This is a genomic window from Achromobacter sp. KK8 (assembly GCF_054188005.1).
This window is the reverse complement of the sequence record NZ_CM135178.1, coordinates 6,339,255-6,355,361: the sequence shown is the minus strand read 5'-3', so window position 1 is coordinate 6,355,361 and position 16,107 is coordinate 6,339,255. Positions and strand designations below refer to the sequence as shown.

Annotated in this window: 14 protein-coding genes and 1 pseudogene; 9 read left to right on the top strand and 6 right to left on the bottom strand. The window is 69.9% G+C overall.

The window, feature by feature from the left end; translation table 11 throughout:
* Positions 1-2: 2 nt before the first annotated feature.
* From nagZ to ACVN9Z_RS29235, 4 genes are all read left to right on the top strand, one after another.
* Positions 3-1,058, top strand: coding sequence for a beta-N-acetylhexosaminidase (gene nagZ, locus ACVN9Z_RS29250; RefSeq protein WP_006384819.1), 1,056 nt, complete (start codon positions 3-5; stop codon positions 1,056-1,058).
* On the top strand, positions 1,021-2,850 hold the full coding sequence (gene uvrC / locus ACVN9Z_RS29245; RefSeq protein ID WP_020929025.1) for an excinuclease ABC subunit UvrC: 1,830 nt from the start codon (positions 1,021-1,023) through the stop codon (positions 2,848-2,850). The genes nagZ and uvrC overlap by 38 nt, the downstream gene beginning before the upstream one ends.
* Positions 2,851-2,930: 80 nt before the next feature.
* Positions 2,931-3,503 carry a CDP-diacylglycerol--glycerol-3-phosphate 3-phosphatidyltransferase gene (pgsA, locus tag ACVN9Z_RS29240; protein WP_006384817.1) on the top strand — a complete coding sequence of 191 codons (573 nt, stop codon included), beginning with the start codon at positions 2,931-2,933 and terminating at the stop codon, positions 3,501-3,503.
* A 196-nt stretch (positions 3,504-3,699) separates the two neighbouring features.
* Positions 3,700-4,986, top strand: coding sequence for an MFS transporter (locus tag ACVN9Z_RS29235; RefSeq protein ID WP_024069974.1), 1,287 nt, complete (start codon positions 3,700-3,702; stop codon positions 4,984-4,986).
* A 108-nt stretch (positions 4,987-5,094) separates the two neighbouring features.
* Here the strand turns inward: ACVN9Z_RS29235 and ACVN9Z_RS29230 are convergent, their stop codons facing one another.
* Positions 5,095-6,171 (bottom strand): tartrate dehydrogenase, encoded by a 1,077-nt coding sequence (locus ACVN9Z_RS29230; protein WP_054498516.1) that lies wholly within the window; start codon positions 6,169-6,171, stop codon positions 5,095-5,097.
* A 136-nt stretch (positions 6,172-6,307) separates the two neighbouring features.
* On the opposite strand from ACVN9Z_RS29230, the gene ACVN9Z_RS29225 reads away from it, so the two are divergent.
* Together ACVN9Z_RS29225 and ACVN9Z_RS29220 are read left to right on the top strand one after the other, a co-directional pair.
* Positions 6,308-7,216 carry a LysR substrate-binding domain-containing protein gene (locus ACVN9Z_RS29225; protein WP_024069972.1) on the top strand — a complete coding sequence of 303 codons (909 nt, stop codon included), beginning with the start codon at positions 6,308-6,310 and terminating at the stop codon, positions 7,214-7,216.
* Between the two features lie 183 nt (positions 7,217-7,399).
* Positions 7,400-8,404, top strand: coding sequence for a cytochrome-c peroxidase (locus ACVN9Z_RS29220; RefSeq protein ID WP_458212956.1), 1,005 nt, complete (start codon positions 7,400-7,402; stop codon positions 8,402-8,404).
* A gap of 72 nt (positions 8,405-8,476) precedes the next feature.
* Here the strand turns inward: ACVN9Z_RS29220 and queF are convergent, their stop codons facing one another.
* A complete protein-coding gene (gene queF, locus ACVN9Z_RS29215) occupies positions 8,477-9,301 on the bottom strand; it encodes an NADPH-dependent 7-cyano-7-deazaguanine reductase QueF (RefSeq protein WP_045953300.1) in 825 nt (274 codons plus the stop codon).
* Between queF and ACVN9Z_RS29210 the strand changes: the two genes are divergently transcribed.
* Complete coding sequence (locus tag ACVN9Z_RS29210) at positions 9,300-9,473, top strand: hypothetical protein (RefSeq protein ID WP_159069672.1); 174 nt, start codon at positions 9,300-9,302, stop codon at positions 9,471-9,473. The two genes, queF and ACVN9Z_RS29210, sit on opposite strands and share 2 nt — an antisense overlap.
* A 151-nt stretch (positions 9,474-9,624) precedes the next feature.
* Positions 9,625-10,944, top strand: coding sequence for an isocitrate lyase (gene aceA, locus ACVN9Z_RS29205; protein WP_024069969.1), 1,320 nt, complete (start codon positions 9,625-9,627; stop codon positions 10,942-10,944).
* A 114-nt stretch (positions 10,945-11,058) separates the two neighbouring features.
* Here the strand turns inward: aceA and ACVN9Z_RS29200 are convergent, their stop codons facing one another.
* Entirely contained in the window at positions 11,059-11,838 is a 780-nt protein-coding gene (locus ACVN9Z_RS29200; protein WP_024069968.1) for an AraC family transcriptional regulator, read from the bottom strand.
* 126 nt (positions 11,839-11,964) lie between these two features.
* On the opposite strand from ACVN9Z_RS29200, the gene ACVN9Z_RS29195 reads away from it, so the two are divergent.
* A complete protein-coding gene (locus ACVN9Z_RS29195) occupies positions 11,965-12,723 on the top strand; it encodes an alpha/beta fold hydrolase (RefSeq protein WP_024069967.1) in 759 nt (252 codons plus the stop codon).
* A 21-nt stretch (positions 12,724-12,744) separates the two neighbouring features.
* Here ACVN9Z_RS29195 and bioD read toward each other — a convergent pair.
* The 3 genes and pseudogenes from bioD to bioF form a co-directional block, all read right to left on the bottom strand.
* Positions 12,745-14,173, bottom strand: a pseudogene (gene bioD, locus ACVN9Z_RS29190) (dethiobiotin synthase).
* Complete coding sequence (locus ACVN9Z_RS29185; protein WP_458212955.1) at positions 14,170-14,835, bottom strand: alpha/beta fold hydrolase; 666 nt, start codon at positions 14,833-14,835, stop codon at positions 14,170-14,172. The pseudogene bioD and the gene ACVN9Z_RS29185 overlap by 4 nt, the downstream one beginning before the upstream one ends.
* Positions 14,835-16,019 carry an 8-amino-7-oxononanoate synthase gene (bioF, locus tag ACVN9Z_RS29180; RefSeq protein ID WP_458212954.1) on the bottom strand — a complete coding sequence of 395 codons (1,185 nt, stop codon included), beginning with the start codon at positions 16,017-16,019 and terminating at the stop codon, positions 14,835-14,837. Before bioF ends, ACVN9Z_RS29185 begins: the two co-directional genes overlap by 1 nt.
* Between the last annotated feature and the right edge of the window lie 88 nt (positions 16,020-16,107).

Genomic DNA, 16,107 nt, shown 5'->3' with positions numbered 1-16,107 from the left:
CGATGGCCAAGAAGAAATCCCGGGCGCTGCCGCCCGGTCCCGTGATGGTCGATGTGGCCGGCACCGTGCTGACCAAGGAAGAAAAGAAGCGCCTGCGCCACCCGCTGGTGGGCGGCGTGATCCTGTTCGCGCGCAATTTCGAGAACCGCCGCCAGCTGACCGAGCTGACCCGCCAGATCCACAAGGCGCGCAAGGAGCGCCTGCTGATCCTGGTGGACCACGAGGGCGGCCGGGTGCAGCGCTTCCGCGAAGACGGCTTCACGCCGCTGCCCGCGATGCGCGACCTGGGCGCGCTGTGGGACCGCGATCCGCTGACCGCGATGCGCCTGGCGACCGAGGCCGGCTACGTGCTGGCCGCCGAGCTGCGCGCCTGCGGCGTGGACATGAGCTTCACGCCGGTACTGGACCTGGACTACGGCGTCAGCAAGGTCATCGGCAATCGCGCCTTCCACCAAGACGCGCGGGTGGTGACGATGCTGTCGCGCGCGCTGATCCAGGGCCTGGCGCTGGCCGGCATGTCGGCCTGCGGCAAGCATTTCCCGGGGCACGGTTTCGTCGGCGCGGATTCGCACCACGAGATCCCGGTCGATCCGCGCCCGCTGGAACGCATCCTGAAGGACGACGCCGCGCCCTACGCCTGGCTGGGCGACGCGGTGCTGCCGTCGGTGATGCCGGCGCACGTGATCTACCCCAAGGTCGACAAGCATCCGGCCGGATTCTCCAAGCGCTGGGTGCAGGACATCCTGCGCACCCGCCTGGGCTACGATGGGGTAGTGTTCTCCGATGACCTGACCATGGAAGGCGCGTCCGTCGCCGGCGACATCCTGGCGCGCGCCCAGGCCGCGCTGGGCGCCGGCTGCGACATGGTGCTGGTGTGCAACCGGCCCGACCTGGCCGACGAGCTGCTGGCGCGGCTCGAGTTCGACCATGCCCCCGAGTCCGTGGCCCGCATCCGCCGCTTGATGCCGCGTTTCGACGCGCTCGACTGGGACGCCCTGCAGGCCGAAAGCCGTTACCAGAATGCCCGACGACTTCAATCTCAAATCGTTCCTGGCTGACCTGCCGCATCTTCCGGGTGTCTACCGGCACCTGGATGCGGCCGGCGAGGTCATGTATGTCGGCAAGGCGCGCGACCTGAAAAAGCGCGTCTCGTCGTATTTCCAGAAGAACCTGGCCAGCCCGCGCATCGCCCAGATGGTGGCGAAGGTGGCGCGGCTGGAGGTCACTGTGACGCGCTCCGAGGCCGAAGCGCTGATCCTGGAAAACAACCTCATCAAGAGCCTGAAGCCGCGCTACAACATCCTGTTCCGCGACGACAAGTCCTATCCCTACCTGCTGATCACCGGCCACGACTGGCCGCGCATCGCTTATTACCGCGGGGCCACCAACAAGCGCGGCCAGTACTTCGGCCCGTTCCCCAACGCCTGGGCGGTGCGCGAGACCATCCAGATTCTGCAGAAGGTGTTCCGCCTGCGGACCTGTGAGGACACCGTCTTCGCCAACCGCTCGCGGCCCTGTCTGCTGCACCAGATCGGGCGCTGCTCGGCGCCCTGTGTGGGCGCCATCCAGGCGCAGGACTACGCCTCGGACGTGCAGCGAGCGGTGCGCTTCTTGAATGGCGAGGCAAAGGACGTGATGGGCGAGATCGAGGCCCGCATGCTGGAGGCCGCCGAGGCGCTGCGGTTCGAGGAAGCCGCCGCGCTGCGCGACCAGATGGGCTCGCTGGCGCGGGTGCTGCACCAGCAGACCATGGAAAACGTCAGCGGCGAGGACACCGACATCGTCGCGGTGGCCATCGCCGGCGGCAAGGTCTGTGTCAACCTGGCCATGGTGCGGGGCGGGCGCCACCTGGGCGACAAGCCGTTCTTCCCGACCCACGCCGAGGGCGAGGCCGCGCCGCAGGTGCTGGAGGCCTTCGTGGCCCAGCACTACACCGACAATGCGTTGCCGCCAGTGCTGGTCTGTTCGCACGCCTTGCCCGACGCCGGCCTGATCGACCTGCTGGTGGAGCAGGCCGGCGGCCGCCCGTCGCGCGTGCTGACGCGGCCCCAGGGCGCCCGCCGCGCCTGGCTGGAACAGGCGGTCAAGAACGCCGAGATGGCGCTGGCACGGGCCCTGACCGAATCCGGCGCCCGCGCCGCCCGCACCCTGGCGCTGGCCGAAACCCTGGACCTGGATACCGACGAGGCGGCGCTGGACGCGCTGCGCATCGAGTGCTTCGACATCAGCCATACCGCCGGCGAGGCCACCCAGGCTTCCTGCGTGGTGTTCGAGCACCATGACATGCAGCCGTCGCTGTACCGCCGCTACAACATCGCGGGCATCACCCCGGGCGACGACTACGCCGCCATGCGCCAGGTGCTGACGCGGCGCTTCGCCAAGGTGGCCGACGGCGAGGCGCAGATGCCCGGGCTGGTGCTGATCGACGGCGGCAAGGGCCAGGTCGAGGTGGCGCGCCAGGTGTTCGCCGAGCTGGGCCTGGACATCCAGGCGCTGGTGGGCGTGGCCAAGGGCGAAGGGCGCAAGGTCGGCCTGGAGACCCTGGTGTTCGCCGACGGCCGTCCGCCGGTGGCGCTGGGCGGCGAGTCGGCCGCCCTGATGCTGATCGCCCAGGTGCGCGACGAGGCGCACCGCTTTGCCATCACCGGCATGCGGGCGCGCCGCGCCAAGACCCGCAACGTGTCGCGGCTGGAAGAGATCGAGGGGGTCGGGGCGCGCCGCCGGCAGCGCCTGCTGGCCCGTTTCGGCGGTTTTTCGGGGGTGGCCTCGGCCAGCATCGAGGACCTGGCGTCGGTGGACGGGATTTCCGAGGAACTGGCCGAACGGATCTACGAGGCGCTGCGCGGATAGGGCTCCGGACGGCCGGTTCGTGGCCGCCCGGCGGCCCCGAGACAGCCAGCGCAACCCGGCTGATGTAGCATACGGACACTATGCCAATTAACGTACCCATCATCCTGACGTGGCTGCGTATCGCCATGATCCCGCTGGTAGTCGGGCTGTTCTACCTGCCCGACAGCTGGATGTCCGTGCCGGTGCGCGACACGTTCGCCGCCTGGGCCTTCATCATCGCCGCCCTGACCGACTGGTTCGACGGCTGGCTGGCGCGCCGCTGGAACCAGACTTCGGCGTTCGGCGCGTTCCTGGATCCGGTGGCCGACAAGCTGATGGTCTGCGCCGCGCTGATCGTGCTGCTGGACCTGAGCCGCGTCGATGCCTTCATCTCGCTCATCATCATCGGCCGCGAAATCACCATTTCGGCGCTGCGCGAGTGGATGGCCAAGATCGGCGCCAGCGCCAGCGTGGCGGTGCACCGGTTGGGCAAGTTCAAGACCGCCGCGCAGATGGTGGCGATTCCGTGCCTGCTGTACAACCAGCCGATCTATGGCGTGTCCAGCAAGCTGCTGGGCGACGTGCTGATCATCGTGGCCGCGGTGCTGACGGTCTGGTCGATGCTGTATTACCTGCAGCGCGCCTGGCCCGCGATCCGCGAGAAAGCGCAGTGAAACACGGCGGCCCGGCTCGCGCCCGGGGCCGCCAGGACAGACCAAGAGCGATGCCGGCGGGGCTTGGACCGCGACCGGCACGGCCACGCGCCGCATTCGCCACAGGGACAACGCCGGCCCGGCCGGTCGTTGCTGGAGACAACCCGCGAGCCGCCCCGGGGCGGCCGCCTTTCGCCGCTGCCCGCGGCCTTGCGCAATGACTACCGCTGCATCCAACCTGGCCTCGGACGCCGCCGTCCGCCGCCGCGACTGGCAGATCATCCTGCTGATCGGCGTGGCCCACGCCTCGTCGCACTTCTTCCAACTGGTCCTGCCGTCGCTGTACGTGTCGCTCGGCAACGAGTTCGGGCTGGACTTCGCCCGCCTCGGCCTCTTGGTGTCGACCTTCTATGTGGTGTCGGGCATCGGCCAGGCCTCCTCCGGCTTCGTGGTGGACCGAGTCGGCGCGCGGCCGGTGCTGTGGTTCGGCCTGGCCTGTTTCGTGCTGTCGGGGCTGCTGATCGGCTCGGCCACCGGCTACACCATGCTGATGGCGGCCGCCGTGGTCGGCGGCATCGGCAATTCGGTGTTCCACCCGGCCGACTACTCCATCATCAACCACCGCATCACCGCGCCGCGCCTGGGCCATGCCTTTTCCGCCCACGGCCTGACCGGCAACCTGGGCTGGGCCCTCACGCCCGTGTTCATGACCTCGATCACGCTGCTGGCCAACTGGCGCGTGGCGGCCTACAGCGCCGCCGCGCTGGTGGCCTTCGTGCTGTTGCTGACCGTGCTGGGCCGCAACCTGCTGGGCGGCGCCGAACCGGCCCAGGCCGACGATGCCAGGAATGGCGCGCGCGCCGCGCCCAAGCCGCAGGAAGGCGTGCTGGCGACCCTGGCCACGCTGCTGTCCAAGCCGGCGCTGTGGGGCGCGTTCCTGTTCTTCGCCTGCACCTCCATTGCGCTGTCGTCGGTGCAGAACTACACCATTCCGCTGTTGGGCCAGCTGTACGACCTGTCCAAGGTGGCGGCCAGCTCGGCGCTGTCGGGCTACATGGTGGCGTCGGCGGTGGGCATGGCGGCCGGCGGCTTCCTGGTGTCGGCCAACCCGCGCACCGAGCGCACCGTGATGGTGGCGCTGATCCTGGCCGGCCTGACGCTGGTGGTGCTGGCGCTGGGCCTGGTGCCGGCGCTGTTCGCCGCGCCGGTGGTGGCGCTGGCCGGCTTCTGCTCGGGCGTGGCGGCGCCGTCGCGCGACATGCTGATCCGGCGCGTGACGCCCAAGGGCTCCACCGGCTCGGTCTACGGCCTGGTGTATTCCGGCATGGACGTCGGTTCGGCGCTGGGGCCGCTGGCTTTCGGCCTGCTGCTGGACGCGGGATTGCGCCAGGGGCCGTGGATCGGCGCGGGCGTGGCGTTCGCCGCCGCCGCGCTGCTGGCGCAGTGGATCGCGGTGCAGGCGCGCCGGGCCGATCCCGCCGCCGCGGTGCCGGCGCGTTCCTGACGCGTCCGCCGTCGCAGCAGGCAGAACGCCGCCCTCGGGCGGCGTTCTGCTTTGGGGCCGGCGGATTTGCCGCCGTCCCGGGCAGGAGAGCGCTTGCCGCGCCCGGGATCAGCCTTGCGCCTCGATATGGGCGGCGATGGCGCGGCCGATGTCCTCGGTGCGGGCCTGGCCGCCCAGGTCGGGCGTGCGCGGGCCGTCCTTCAGGCAGTGCTCGATGGCCGCCAGGATGGCGTCGTGCGCGTCCTGGCTGCCCAGGAACTGCAGCATCAGCGCGCCCGACCAGATCATGGCGATGGGGTTGGCGATGCCCTTGCCGTAGATGTCCGGCGCCGAGCCGTGCACCGGCTCGAACAGCGAGGGGAAGGCGCGCTCCGGGTTCAGGTTGGCCGACGGCGCGATGCCGATGGTGCCGGTGCAGGCCGGACCCAGGTCCGACAGGATGTCGCCGAACAGGTTGGAGGCCACCACCACGTCGAAGCGCTGCGGTTGCAGCACGAAGCGCGCGGCCAGGATGTCGATGTGCTGCTTGTCGGTCTTGACGTCGGGATACTGCTGGCCGACGGCGTCGGCGCGTTCGTCCCACCACGGCATGCTGATGGCGATGCCGTTGCTCTTGGTGGCGACCGTGAGCTGCTTGCGGTGGCGCCGGTTGGCCAGCTCGAAGGCGTAGCGCATGACGCGGTCGGTGCCGTGGCGGGTGAAGACCGATTCCTGGATCACGATTTCGCGGTCGGTGCCGGTGAACAGGCGGCCGCCCAGGTTGGTGTATTCGCCTTCGGTGTTCTCGCGCACGATGAAGAAGTCGATGTCGCCCGGGCGCTGGCCGGCCAGCGGGCACGGCACGCCCTCGAACAGGCGGACCGGGCGCAGGTTGATGTACTGGTCGAACTCGCGCCGGAATTTCAGCAGCGAGCCCCACAGCGACACGTGGTCCGGCACCGTGGCGGGCCAGCCGACCGCGCCGAAGTAGATGGCGTCGTAGCCCTGCAGCTGTTCCTTCCAGTCGGGCGGCATCATCTCGCCGTGCTGCGCGTAGTACTCGCAGTTGGCCCAGGGGAAGGTATCGATCTGCAGCGCCAGGCCGAAGCGGCGGGCGGCCGCTTGAACGGCGCGCAGGCCTTCGGGCAGGACTTCGTTGCCGATGCCGTCGCCGGCGATGGCTGCGATCTTGTGGACGTGGGACATGGATGGACCTGAAAAAAGAGGAAAAAAAGGGCCGGCCGCGGCGCTCAGGGGGCGGCGGCGGGAGGACGACAGCATGGTAGGCGGCCCTACAGTCCATCTACAATGGTCCATCGCGTGAAATGACTATGCACGAATCATGAATAATGACCTGCTGCCCGCCGACCTGCGCGTATTCAACGCCGTGGTGCGCGCCTCCAGTTTTTCCCGCGCCGCCGAAGACCTGGGCATGTCGGCCGCTTACGTCACCAAGCGCATTCGGCTGCTGGAGGCCAGCCTGGGCACGCCGCTGTTCCACCGCACCACGCGGCGGGTGGTGGTGAGCGAGGCTGGCGAGCGCGTCTACCACTGGGCCCAGCGCATCCTTGACGACGTCGAGCACCTGGTCGAAGAAGTCGGCGTCACGCGCCGCGAACCGCGCGGCCTGCTGCGCATCTGCAGCAGTTTCGGTTTCGGGCGGCGGGTGGTGGCGCCGGCGCTGTCGGCGTTCGTGTCGCGCCATCCGGCGGTGCAGGTGCGCTTCGAGGTGTTCGACCGCCTGGTCGACGTGGCGGCCGAAGGCTACGATCTGGACGTGCGGGTCGGCGACGACATCGCGCCGCACGTGATCGCGCGCAAGCTTGCCGCCAACCACCGGCTGCTGTGCGCCGCGCCGTCGTACCTGGCCGAACGCGGCGCGCCGCGCAAGCTGGACGACCTGGCCGCGCACGACTGCCTGGTGATCAAGGAACGCGACCATCCCTTCGGCGTCTGGCGCATGCGGCGTGGCGAGCGCGAGCACACCGTCAAGGTGCGCGGCCCGCTGTCGGCCAACAATGGCGAGATGGTGGTGCAGTGGGCGGTGGACGGGCGCGGCATCATCCTGCGCTCGGCCTGGGACGTGGGCCCGCTGATCGCCGCCGGCAAGCTGGTGCCGGTGCTGCCGCAGTACCGCCAGGAAGCCAATATCTGGGCGGTCTATCCGTCACGCCTGAATGCCTCGGCCAAGGTGCGGGTATGCGTGGACTTCCTGGAGGCGCACCTGCGCCAGCTGGACGCCAGCGTCTGACACGGTCGGGCGAGGCGCCGGGCATGGGGGCGACAGGTTGGCATGCCCGGCTTGCGTCAGGTCAATCCGCCATGGCGAGGCGCGGCGGGGCGTTGACGCGCTTGACGCATCGCAAGCCGCCCGCCGGCCGGCTCCGATGTAATGACCTTGAGAACGACAAGGTTATTTCAACAGGAGAAAACCATGAGAAAGAAGCACGCGCTGCTCGCGGCGGGTGTCGTCATCGGACTGTGGGCGGGCCAGGCGTCGGGGGCGCCGCGCGAAGAGCCGATCCAGCCCATCGCGGCGGCGGTGGTCAAGGACCCGGCCAAGGTGGAGCTGGGCAAGAAGCTGTTCTTCGACCCGCGCCTGTCGCGCTCGGGCGCGATCTCCTGTAATTCCTGCCACAACCTGGGCATGGGCGGTTCCGACAACCTGAAGGCGTCCATCGGCCACAAGTGGCAGCAGGGCTCGATCAACTCGCCCACGGTGCTCAATTCCAGCCTGAACATCGCCCAGTTCTGGGACGGCCGCGCCAAGGACCTGCGCGAACAGGCCGGCGGCCCGATCGCCAACCCCATGGAAATGGCCTCCACCCACGAACTGGCGGTGCAGGTGCTCAACTCCATTCCCGGCTACCGCGCCGAGTTCAAGCAGGTGTTCGGCAAGGACGGCATCACCATTGAGGAGGTGACGGGCGCGTTGGCGGCCTTCGAGGAAACGCTGGTGACGCCGAATTCGCGCTTCGACCAGTGGCTCAAGGGCGACGACAAGGCGCTGACCGTCCAGGAACTGGCCGGCTACACCCTGTTCAAGAACAGCGGCTGCGTGGCGTGCCACAACGGCGTGGCGGTGGGCGGCAACTCGTTCCAGAAGATGGGGCTGGTGGCGCCGTACCAGACCGACAACAAGGCCGAGGGCCGCGCCGCCGTCACCGGCAAGGACGCCGACCGCTTCAACTTCAAGGTGCCGACGCTGCGCAACGTGGCGCTGACCTATCCGTACTTCCATGACGGCGAGGCCGCCACCTTGACGCAGGCGGTGGACGTGATGGGCCGCCTGCAACTGGGCCGCACCTTCACGCCGGACGAGAACGCGCAGATCGTGGCGTTCCTGAAGACCCTGACGGGCGACCAGCCGGCGATCCAGTATCCGCTGCTGCCGCCGTCGGCGGACGACACGCCGCGGCCCGCGCCGTTCGTGAAGTAGGGCGGCGGGCGACGCCGCCGGGATGGGCGTCGCTTATAAAAAAACGTCCGCCTTCGGGCGGACGAGGCTTTTTTACTGGCGCACCGTGCGCACGTCGGCCGGCGGCGTGGTCTCGACGTTGCTGCGCCACGGATTGATGTCGAGCCCGCCGCGCCGCGTGTAGCGCGCATACACCGTCAACTGCTCGGGCGCGCAGGCCTGCATGATGTCGGTGAAGATGCGTTCCACGCAATGCTCGTGGAATTCGGCGTGCTGGCGAAACGAGATCACGTAGCGCAGCAGCGATTCGCGGTCGATGGGCTGGCCGCGGTAGCGGATCTGCACGCTGGCCCAGTCGGGCTGGCCGGTCACCGGGCAGTTGGACTTGAGCAGGCGCGAGCACAGGGTTTCCTCGACCACGTCGCCCGGGCGGTTGCGCAGCAACTCGGGCGCCGGTTCGTAGGTGTCGATCTCGATGTCGAGCTTGTCTATATAGATACCGTCCAGTTCGCCCATCCGCAGCTCGCCGAAGCGCTGCGGCAGGATGAAGTCCAGCCCCACGGGGGCGCCGGCGGCGGCGCTCAGGTCGCGCTCCAGGCGGCCGCGCAGGGCGGCCGAGTTGACCAGCCGGGTCTGGTTGAACGAGTTCAGGTACAGCTTGAACGACTTGGACTCGATGATGTTGGGGCTGTCGGCCGGCACCGAGAACGTCGCCATCGCCACCCGCGGCTTGCCCTTGGCGTCGAGCCAGGACAGCTCGTAGGCGTTCCACAGATCGACCCCGGTGAACGGCAGGGGCCCGGTCGCCAGGTTGAGCGCCTCGCGGTTGTGGGCGCGGGCGATGGGAAACAGCAGCGAGGGATCGTATTGCGAGACGTAGGTCACGCTCTGGCCCAGCGGGCCGTGAGACAGCGTCATGGAGAAGGTCGTCGGAAAACGTGGAGATGACCGCATTGTAGGCGCTCTCAAACCCGTCATTTTTCGCATCATGAAACGCCGCTCCCGGCATGTGAAAGTTCGTGCTGCGCCGCCGCGCAAGCGCATTTCACGGATGACAATTGCCTTCCGTAATGCGGAACAAGCCATATAACTTATTGATTTTTATGAATAATATTTTTCATCTTATATAAGAGGCATGGCCACATTGCTCCGCAGCACAGGCATAGACTTTCTCCAACGATTCACGCAATGCAACCCCGAAGTTTTCTTGCCTTTTCAGCCATAGACCAAGGAGCATGACCATGAGCCACCGCGAAACCGAAATCCGCAATCTGCAGAAAGACTGGGCCGAGAACAGCCGCTGGCAGGGCATCAAGCGCGACTACAGCGCCGAGGATGTCATCCGCCTGCGCGGCTCGATCGCCGTCGAGCACACCCTGGCCCGCCGCGGCGCGACCCGCCTGTGGGAACAACTGCACAGCGAGCCTTTCGTGAATTCGCTCGGCGCCCTGACCGGCAACCAGGCCATGCAACAGGTCAAGGCCGGCCTCAAGGCCATCTACCTGTCGGGCTGGCAAGTGGCCGGCGACGCCAACCTGGCCGGCGAGATGTACCCCGACCAGTCGCTGTACCCCGCCAATTCGGTGCCGCAGGTCGTGCGCCGCATCAACAATTCGCTGACCCGCTGCGACCAGATCCAGTGGATGGAAGGCAAGAACCCGGGCGACGAGGGCTACATCGACTTCTTCGCGCCCATCGTGGCCGACGCCGAAGCCGGTTTCGGCGGCGTGCTGAACGCCTTCGAGCTGATGAAGGCCATGATCGAGGCCGGCGCCTCGGGCGTGCACTTCGAGGACCAGCTGGCGTCCGTGAAGAAGTGCGGCCACATGGGCGGCAAGGTGCTGGTGCCGACCCGCGAGGCCGTGGCCAAGCTGGTCTCGGCGCGCCTGGCGGCCGACGTGATGGGCACGCCCACCGTGCTGCTGGCCCGCACCGACGCCGACGCCGCCGACCTGGTGACCAGCGACGTCGACGACAACGACCGCCCGTTCATCACCGGCGAGCGCACCGTGGAAGGCTTCTTCCGCACCCGCGCCGGCATCGACCAGGCGATCTCGCGCGGCCTGGCCTACGCGCCGTACGCCGACCTGATCTGGTGCGAAACGTCCACGCCCAACCTGGAATACGCCCGCAAGTTCGCCGACGCGATCCATCGCCAGTTCCCGGGCAAGCTGCTGGCGTACAACTGCTCGCCGTCGTTCAACTGGAAGAAGAACCTGGACGACGCCACCATCGCCAAGTTCCAGCGCGAGCTGGGCGCCATGGGCTACAAGTTCCAGTTCATCACGCTGGCCGGCTTCCACGCGCTGAACTACGGCATGTTCGAACTGGCCCACGGCTACGCCCGCCGCCAGATGAGCGCCTTCGTCGAATTGCAGCAGAAGGAATTCGCCGCCGCCGACCTGGGCTTCACCGCGGTCAAGCACCAGCGCGAAGTGGGCACCGGCTACTTCGACGCCGTCACGCAGACCATCGAGGGCGGCCAGTCCTCGACCACCGCGCTGACCGGCTCGACCGAGGAAGCGCAGTTCGAGCACGGCAAGGAGCAGAAGGCCGCCTGACCAGGAACCGATTGATTTTGCAGTTGAAGTTGTAGTGCTGTTGTAGGGTGGATTCAGGGTGCCTTCGGGCACCCTCTTTTTTTACGGCGGGAGCCGCTGGTCGCCGCTGGCGAGCTAGCGCTGCGCCGCCAGGTACGCGCCGGGCGCCTGTCCCAGCACGCGCCGGAACGCGCTGGTGAAGGCGCTGGGACTGGCGTAGCCCAGGTCCAGCGCGACGCGGGTCACGGGCTGGCCCAGGCTTAGGCGCTCGATCGCGGCCAGCAGGCAGGCCTGCTGGCGCCAGGCGCCGAAGCTGACGCCGGTTTCGGCGCGGAACTGTCGGGTGAAGGTGCGTCGGCTCATGCCGGCGGCGGCGGCCATCGTGTCCAGGTCCGCGGTGATCGACGGCGCCGCCCACAGCGCGCGGCAGGCGCGCGCCAGGCGCGGGTCGGCGGGCAGCGGCGCGTGCAGCGACAGTGCCGGCATGGCGGCGATTTCGGCCGCCAGCAGCGCCATCAGCTTGCCGGCGCGGCCGTCCAGGTCGTAGAGCGCGGGCAGGTCGATGGCTTCGTCGAGCAGGTGGCGTAGCAGCGGCGAGACGGCGTGGACCCGGCATTCGGCGGGCAGGCGCAGGGCCTGCGCGGCGCGCTCGGTAAGAAAGGTGTTGAGCATGGTCACCGCGCCGCGCATGGTCATCTGGTGCTCCATGCCCGCCGGCACCCAGCAGGCGCGTTGCGGCGGCACCAGCCAGCGGCCTGTCGGCGTGGCCACGCTGATGGCGCCGCGCGCGGCGTAGGCGAACTGGCCGCGGCGGTGGGCGTGCAGCGGGAAGGTCAGGCCGGCCGGATAGTCGCAGGCGGTCACCACCACGTCGCGCGGAATGTCCTCGTAGGGATCGACCAGGGTATTGCGCATGGCCTGGATTCTACAGTGAATGACCCGATATCGAAGGCGGGCCGCCGGTCCCAGGCCTACGATGCCGCCATTGTCCCTCGCGTTCGCTGCCCTGGGGCGGCGCATCGCCACACTCCAGGAGCCGACATGGCCAACACTTTCCATCGCGTGGGCCACGGCCCGCATCCCGTCATCGTGCTGCACGGCTGGTTCGGCGACGCGCGCGCCTTCGAGCCGATCGAACCCTGGCTGTCGGGCGCGGACTTCAGCTACGTCTTCATGGACTACCGCGGCTACGGCGGCATGCGCGAGGCGGCCGGCGAACATTCGATCGACGAGATCGCCGCCGACGCGCTGGCGCTGGCCGACGCGTTGGGGTTCGAGCGCTTCAGCCTGGTGGGCCATTCGATGGGCGGCATGGCGATCGAGCGGGTCGCGGCGCTGGCGGCTGAGCGGGTGCGCGCGCTGGTGCCGGTGGCCCCGGTGCCATGCGGCGGCATCGCCATGGCGCCGGTCACGCGCGCGCTGTTCGACGGCGCGGCCGCGGACCTGGCCGCGCGTCGCGCCATCATCGATCGCAGCACCGGCGGGCGCCTGCCGGCGGCATGGGTGGCGTGGAAGGCCGACTATTCCGCCGCGCATTCGTCGGCCGCCGCGTTCGCCGCGTACCTGCCCGCGTGGGTTGGCACCGATTTCAGCGACCGCATCGACGGCCGCCATCCGGTGCTGGCCCTGGTGGGCGAGCACGATCCGGTGTTCACGCCGGCGCTGATGGCCGCGACCTATGCGCGGCGCTATCCGCGCACGACGATCGAGGTGCTGGGCAATGCCGGGCACTATCCGATGAATGAAACGCCGCTCGCGCTGGCGGCGGCCATCGAGCGCTTCCTGCGCGCCGCGGACTGAGCGCGGCGGCGCCCGAGGCCGTCAATCCGCGGCGCGCATCGCCGCCAGGCATTCCGCCAGCGGCGGCACGGTGCGCGCCAGCGCCTCGACGGCTGCCGCATCGACCCGTTCCAGCGGCGGGATCTCGGCCAGCACGCGCACGTTGCCGAAGCGTTCGATCGCCTCGCGGTTGCCGGCCGACAGCGGGCCGCTCATGATCACGCCCAGCACCGGGATGGCGCGGCGGCGCAAGGCTTCCAGGCTCAAAAGCGTGTGGTTGATGGTGCCCAGGCCGCTGCGCGCGGCCAGCACCACCGGCATGCCCAGGCGCGCGATCAGGTCGATCATCATGTGGCTGTCGTCGATCGGCACGTACAGACCGCCGGCGCCTTCGACGATCAGCGGCGCCGTGGTGGCCGGCGGCACGATGGCGGTGGCGTCGATTACGGCGTCTTCCAGCGGCGCGGCGGCCCACGGCGACAGCGGCGCCTGCAGCACGTAGGCCGGCAGGTGCAGGCGTTCGGGCGGCAGTTGCGCCAGGCGCGCGACCGTGTCGGTGTCACCCGGTTCCTCGGCCACGCCGGTCTGCACCGGTTTCCAGTAGTCGGCGTTCCAGGCGCGCGCCAGGATGGCCGAGACCAGGGTCTTGCCGATGCCGGTGTCGGTGCCGGTGACGAAAACGCCGTTGGCGGGGGAGTCAGTCATGTTTCTTCCAGATTCCGTAGGCCAGGTGATAGGTCACCGTGGCGCCTTGTTGGTCGAACTGCGCCAGCACCCGCCGCAGCGCGGCCGGACCCAGCGGGGCGGTGCCGGGCGCGGGCGTGGTGGCGCCGATGCCCTTGAGCGCCTTGAGGAAATGCAGGCCGTCAGGATGATCTTGTATCAGCCGTTCGCTGTGCACGCCACCGGCCAGATTGCCCATGGTCGGACGGATGGCGGCGGCGGGCGGATAGGTCGGGGTGGCCGCGGCCAGGCCGAGCGCGCGGTGGGCGGCGCGCCATTCCTCGAACGTGCCGTCGGCCAGCGTGGCCACCGCCAGGTGGCCGCCGGGCGCGAGCAGCGCTGCCAACCGTCCCAGTCCGGCGTTCAGGTCGCCGAACCATTGCACCGCCAGGCTGGAGCAGATCAGGTCGTAGCCGCCCGGCAGGCTGTCGGGGCGCTCGCCGTCCAGCACCTGGTAGCGCGCGCTGCCGGGCAGCGCCGGTCCCTGCCGCGCCCGCGTCAGCATGGCGGGCGAAATGTCGGTCACGGTCCAGTCCGCGGGGCCCAGCCGGGCGGCCAGCGCCTGGGTCAGCAGGCCGGTGCCGCAGCCGATCTCCAGGATGCGCGGACGCGGCGGCAGCGGCAGCCGCCCGATCGCGTCGGCCAGCCGCTGGGCGGTGATGCGTTGGGCCGGGGCGTGTTCGTCGTAGCGGGCGGCGGCGGCGCCGAAGCGCGCGCCGACCCGGGCATTGCGGGGTACGGCGCTCATGCGGCGGGCGCCACGCGGGCCAGGAAGGCGCGGATGCGTTGCGCGCACCAGTCGGGATCGGTCAGCGGCAAGAGGTGGCCGCCGCCGTCGCGCCAGTGCAGTTCGGCCGCGGCGCCGAAGCCCGCCGTCGTCATGGCCGCGGGCGCGATCGGATCGGCCGTGCCCGCCAGCGCCAGCAGCGGCATCGGCAGCGTCGCCAGCGCGGCCCGTTGGTCGGCGTCGCGCAGGATGCCCAGGTCGCGCGCCAGCGGTTCGACCTGGGGGACGCCGATGGCGCTGGTGTCGCCGCAGCGCTGGCGGAAATCGCGCAGCACGGTTTCGGGCTGCGTCGCCAGCCGGTTCAGCATGCGGTCCAGCATGCGCGCCGGGACGCCTTCCGGAAAATCGGCGCCCGCGCCGAAGCGGGCAAAGCCGTTGATCGCTATCAGGCCCACGCAGGCGGGCGGCGGCTCGCCCAGCAGGCGCAGCGCGCCCAGCGAGTGGCCGATGGCCAGTACCGGGCCGTCGGGCGTGGGCGTGTGGGGCGGGCCGAAATAGCCGGCGTCGGCCACGGCCTGCGGCCAGTCGGCCAGCGCGGCGGCCAGTGGCGCCCAGAACGTGGCGTCGAAGGCCCAGCCGTGCGCGAACAGCAGGGTGGGGCGCAGGGAATCGGCGGCCGGCATCAGGCGAGCGCGGCCGTCAGGCCGTCTATCAAGCGATCGATATCGGCGTCGCGGTGCGCCGCGCTCAGGGCGATGCGCAGGCGGCTGGTTCCGGCCGGCACCGTGGGCGGGCGGATCGCCACGGCCAGCAGGCCGCGCTGCTCCAGCGTTGCCGCCAGCGCCAGGGCGCGGCCCTCGTCGCCGACGATGGCGGGCACGATCTGGGTCGACGAGTCGCCGCTGTCCAGCCCCAGGCTGCGCAGCGCGACGCGCAGCCGCTCGCCCGAGGCCGCCAGCCGGGCGCGCTCGGCGTCCAGCGTCGGCACCAGGTCCAGGGCGGCGTCCATGGCGCCCAGCACCGCGGGCGGCAGGGCGGTGGTGTAGATGAAACCCGAACAGGCGTTGACCAGGTAGTCGCAGAGCGCGCGCGAGCCGGCCACGTAGGCGCCGAAGCCGCCCAGCGCCTTGCTGAAGGTGCCCATGGTCAGGTCGATGCCGCCCGGCGCCAGCCCGGCCAGCCCCATGCCGCCCGGTCCCAGCACGCCGGTGGCGTGGGCTTCGTCCAGGTAGACGAAGGCCTGGTAGCGCTCGGCCAGCGCCGCCAGCCGCGCCACGTCGGTGCGGTCGCCGTCCATGCTGAAGACGCTTTCGGTGATGATGAAGCGCGCGGCGGGCGCGGCCGATGGCCCGGCGCGCGCCGCCAGCAGCGCTTCGAGGTGGTCCAGGTCGTTGTGGCGGAAGCGGATCTGCCGCACGCCGGCTGCCTGGCAGCCGTGATGCAGGCTGGCATGGTTGAGCTTGTCGGCGTAGACCTGCACTTCGCCCTGGCCGGCGGCCGCGCGCAGCAGGGCCGGCAGCACGGCGGCATTGGCCTGCCAGCCAGACGCCAGCAGCAGCGCGGCCTCGGTGCCTTTCAGGCGCGCCAGCTTGGCTTCGACCTGCTCGTGCAGGTCGAGATTGCCGCACACCAGCCGCGAGGCCTGCGCGCCGGCGCCATGGCGGGCGGCCCATTCGCGCGCGCGCTCGATCAGCAGCGGGTGCTTGGACAGGCCCAGGTAGTCGTTGCTGGAGAAGTTCAGCGCCGGGACGCCGTGCAATGCGATGCGGCCCGCGGGCGCGGCGGTGGCCGTGCGCAGCCGGCGCCGCACGCGGCGCGATTCGGCTTGCGCCAGTTCGGAAGAAAAGAGGGGATCCAGCTTGGACATGACGATTTCCTGCGGCGGCCGGCGGCGGGAGCCCCGCCAGAGGACCGCGGCCGCAAAGCGCGCCGTCAGGCCCCCGGCCGTAGAATGC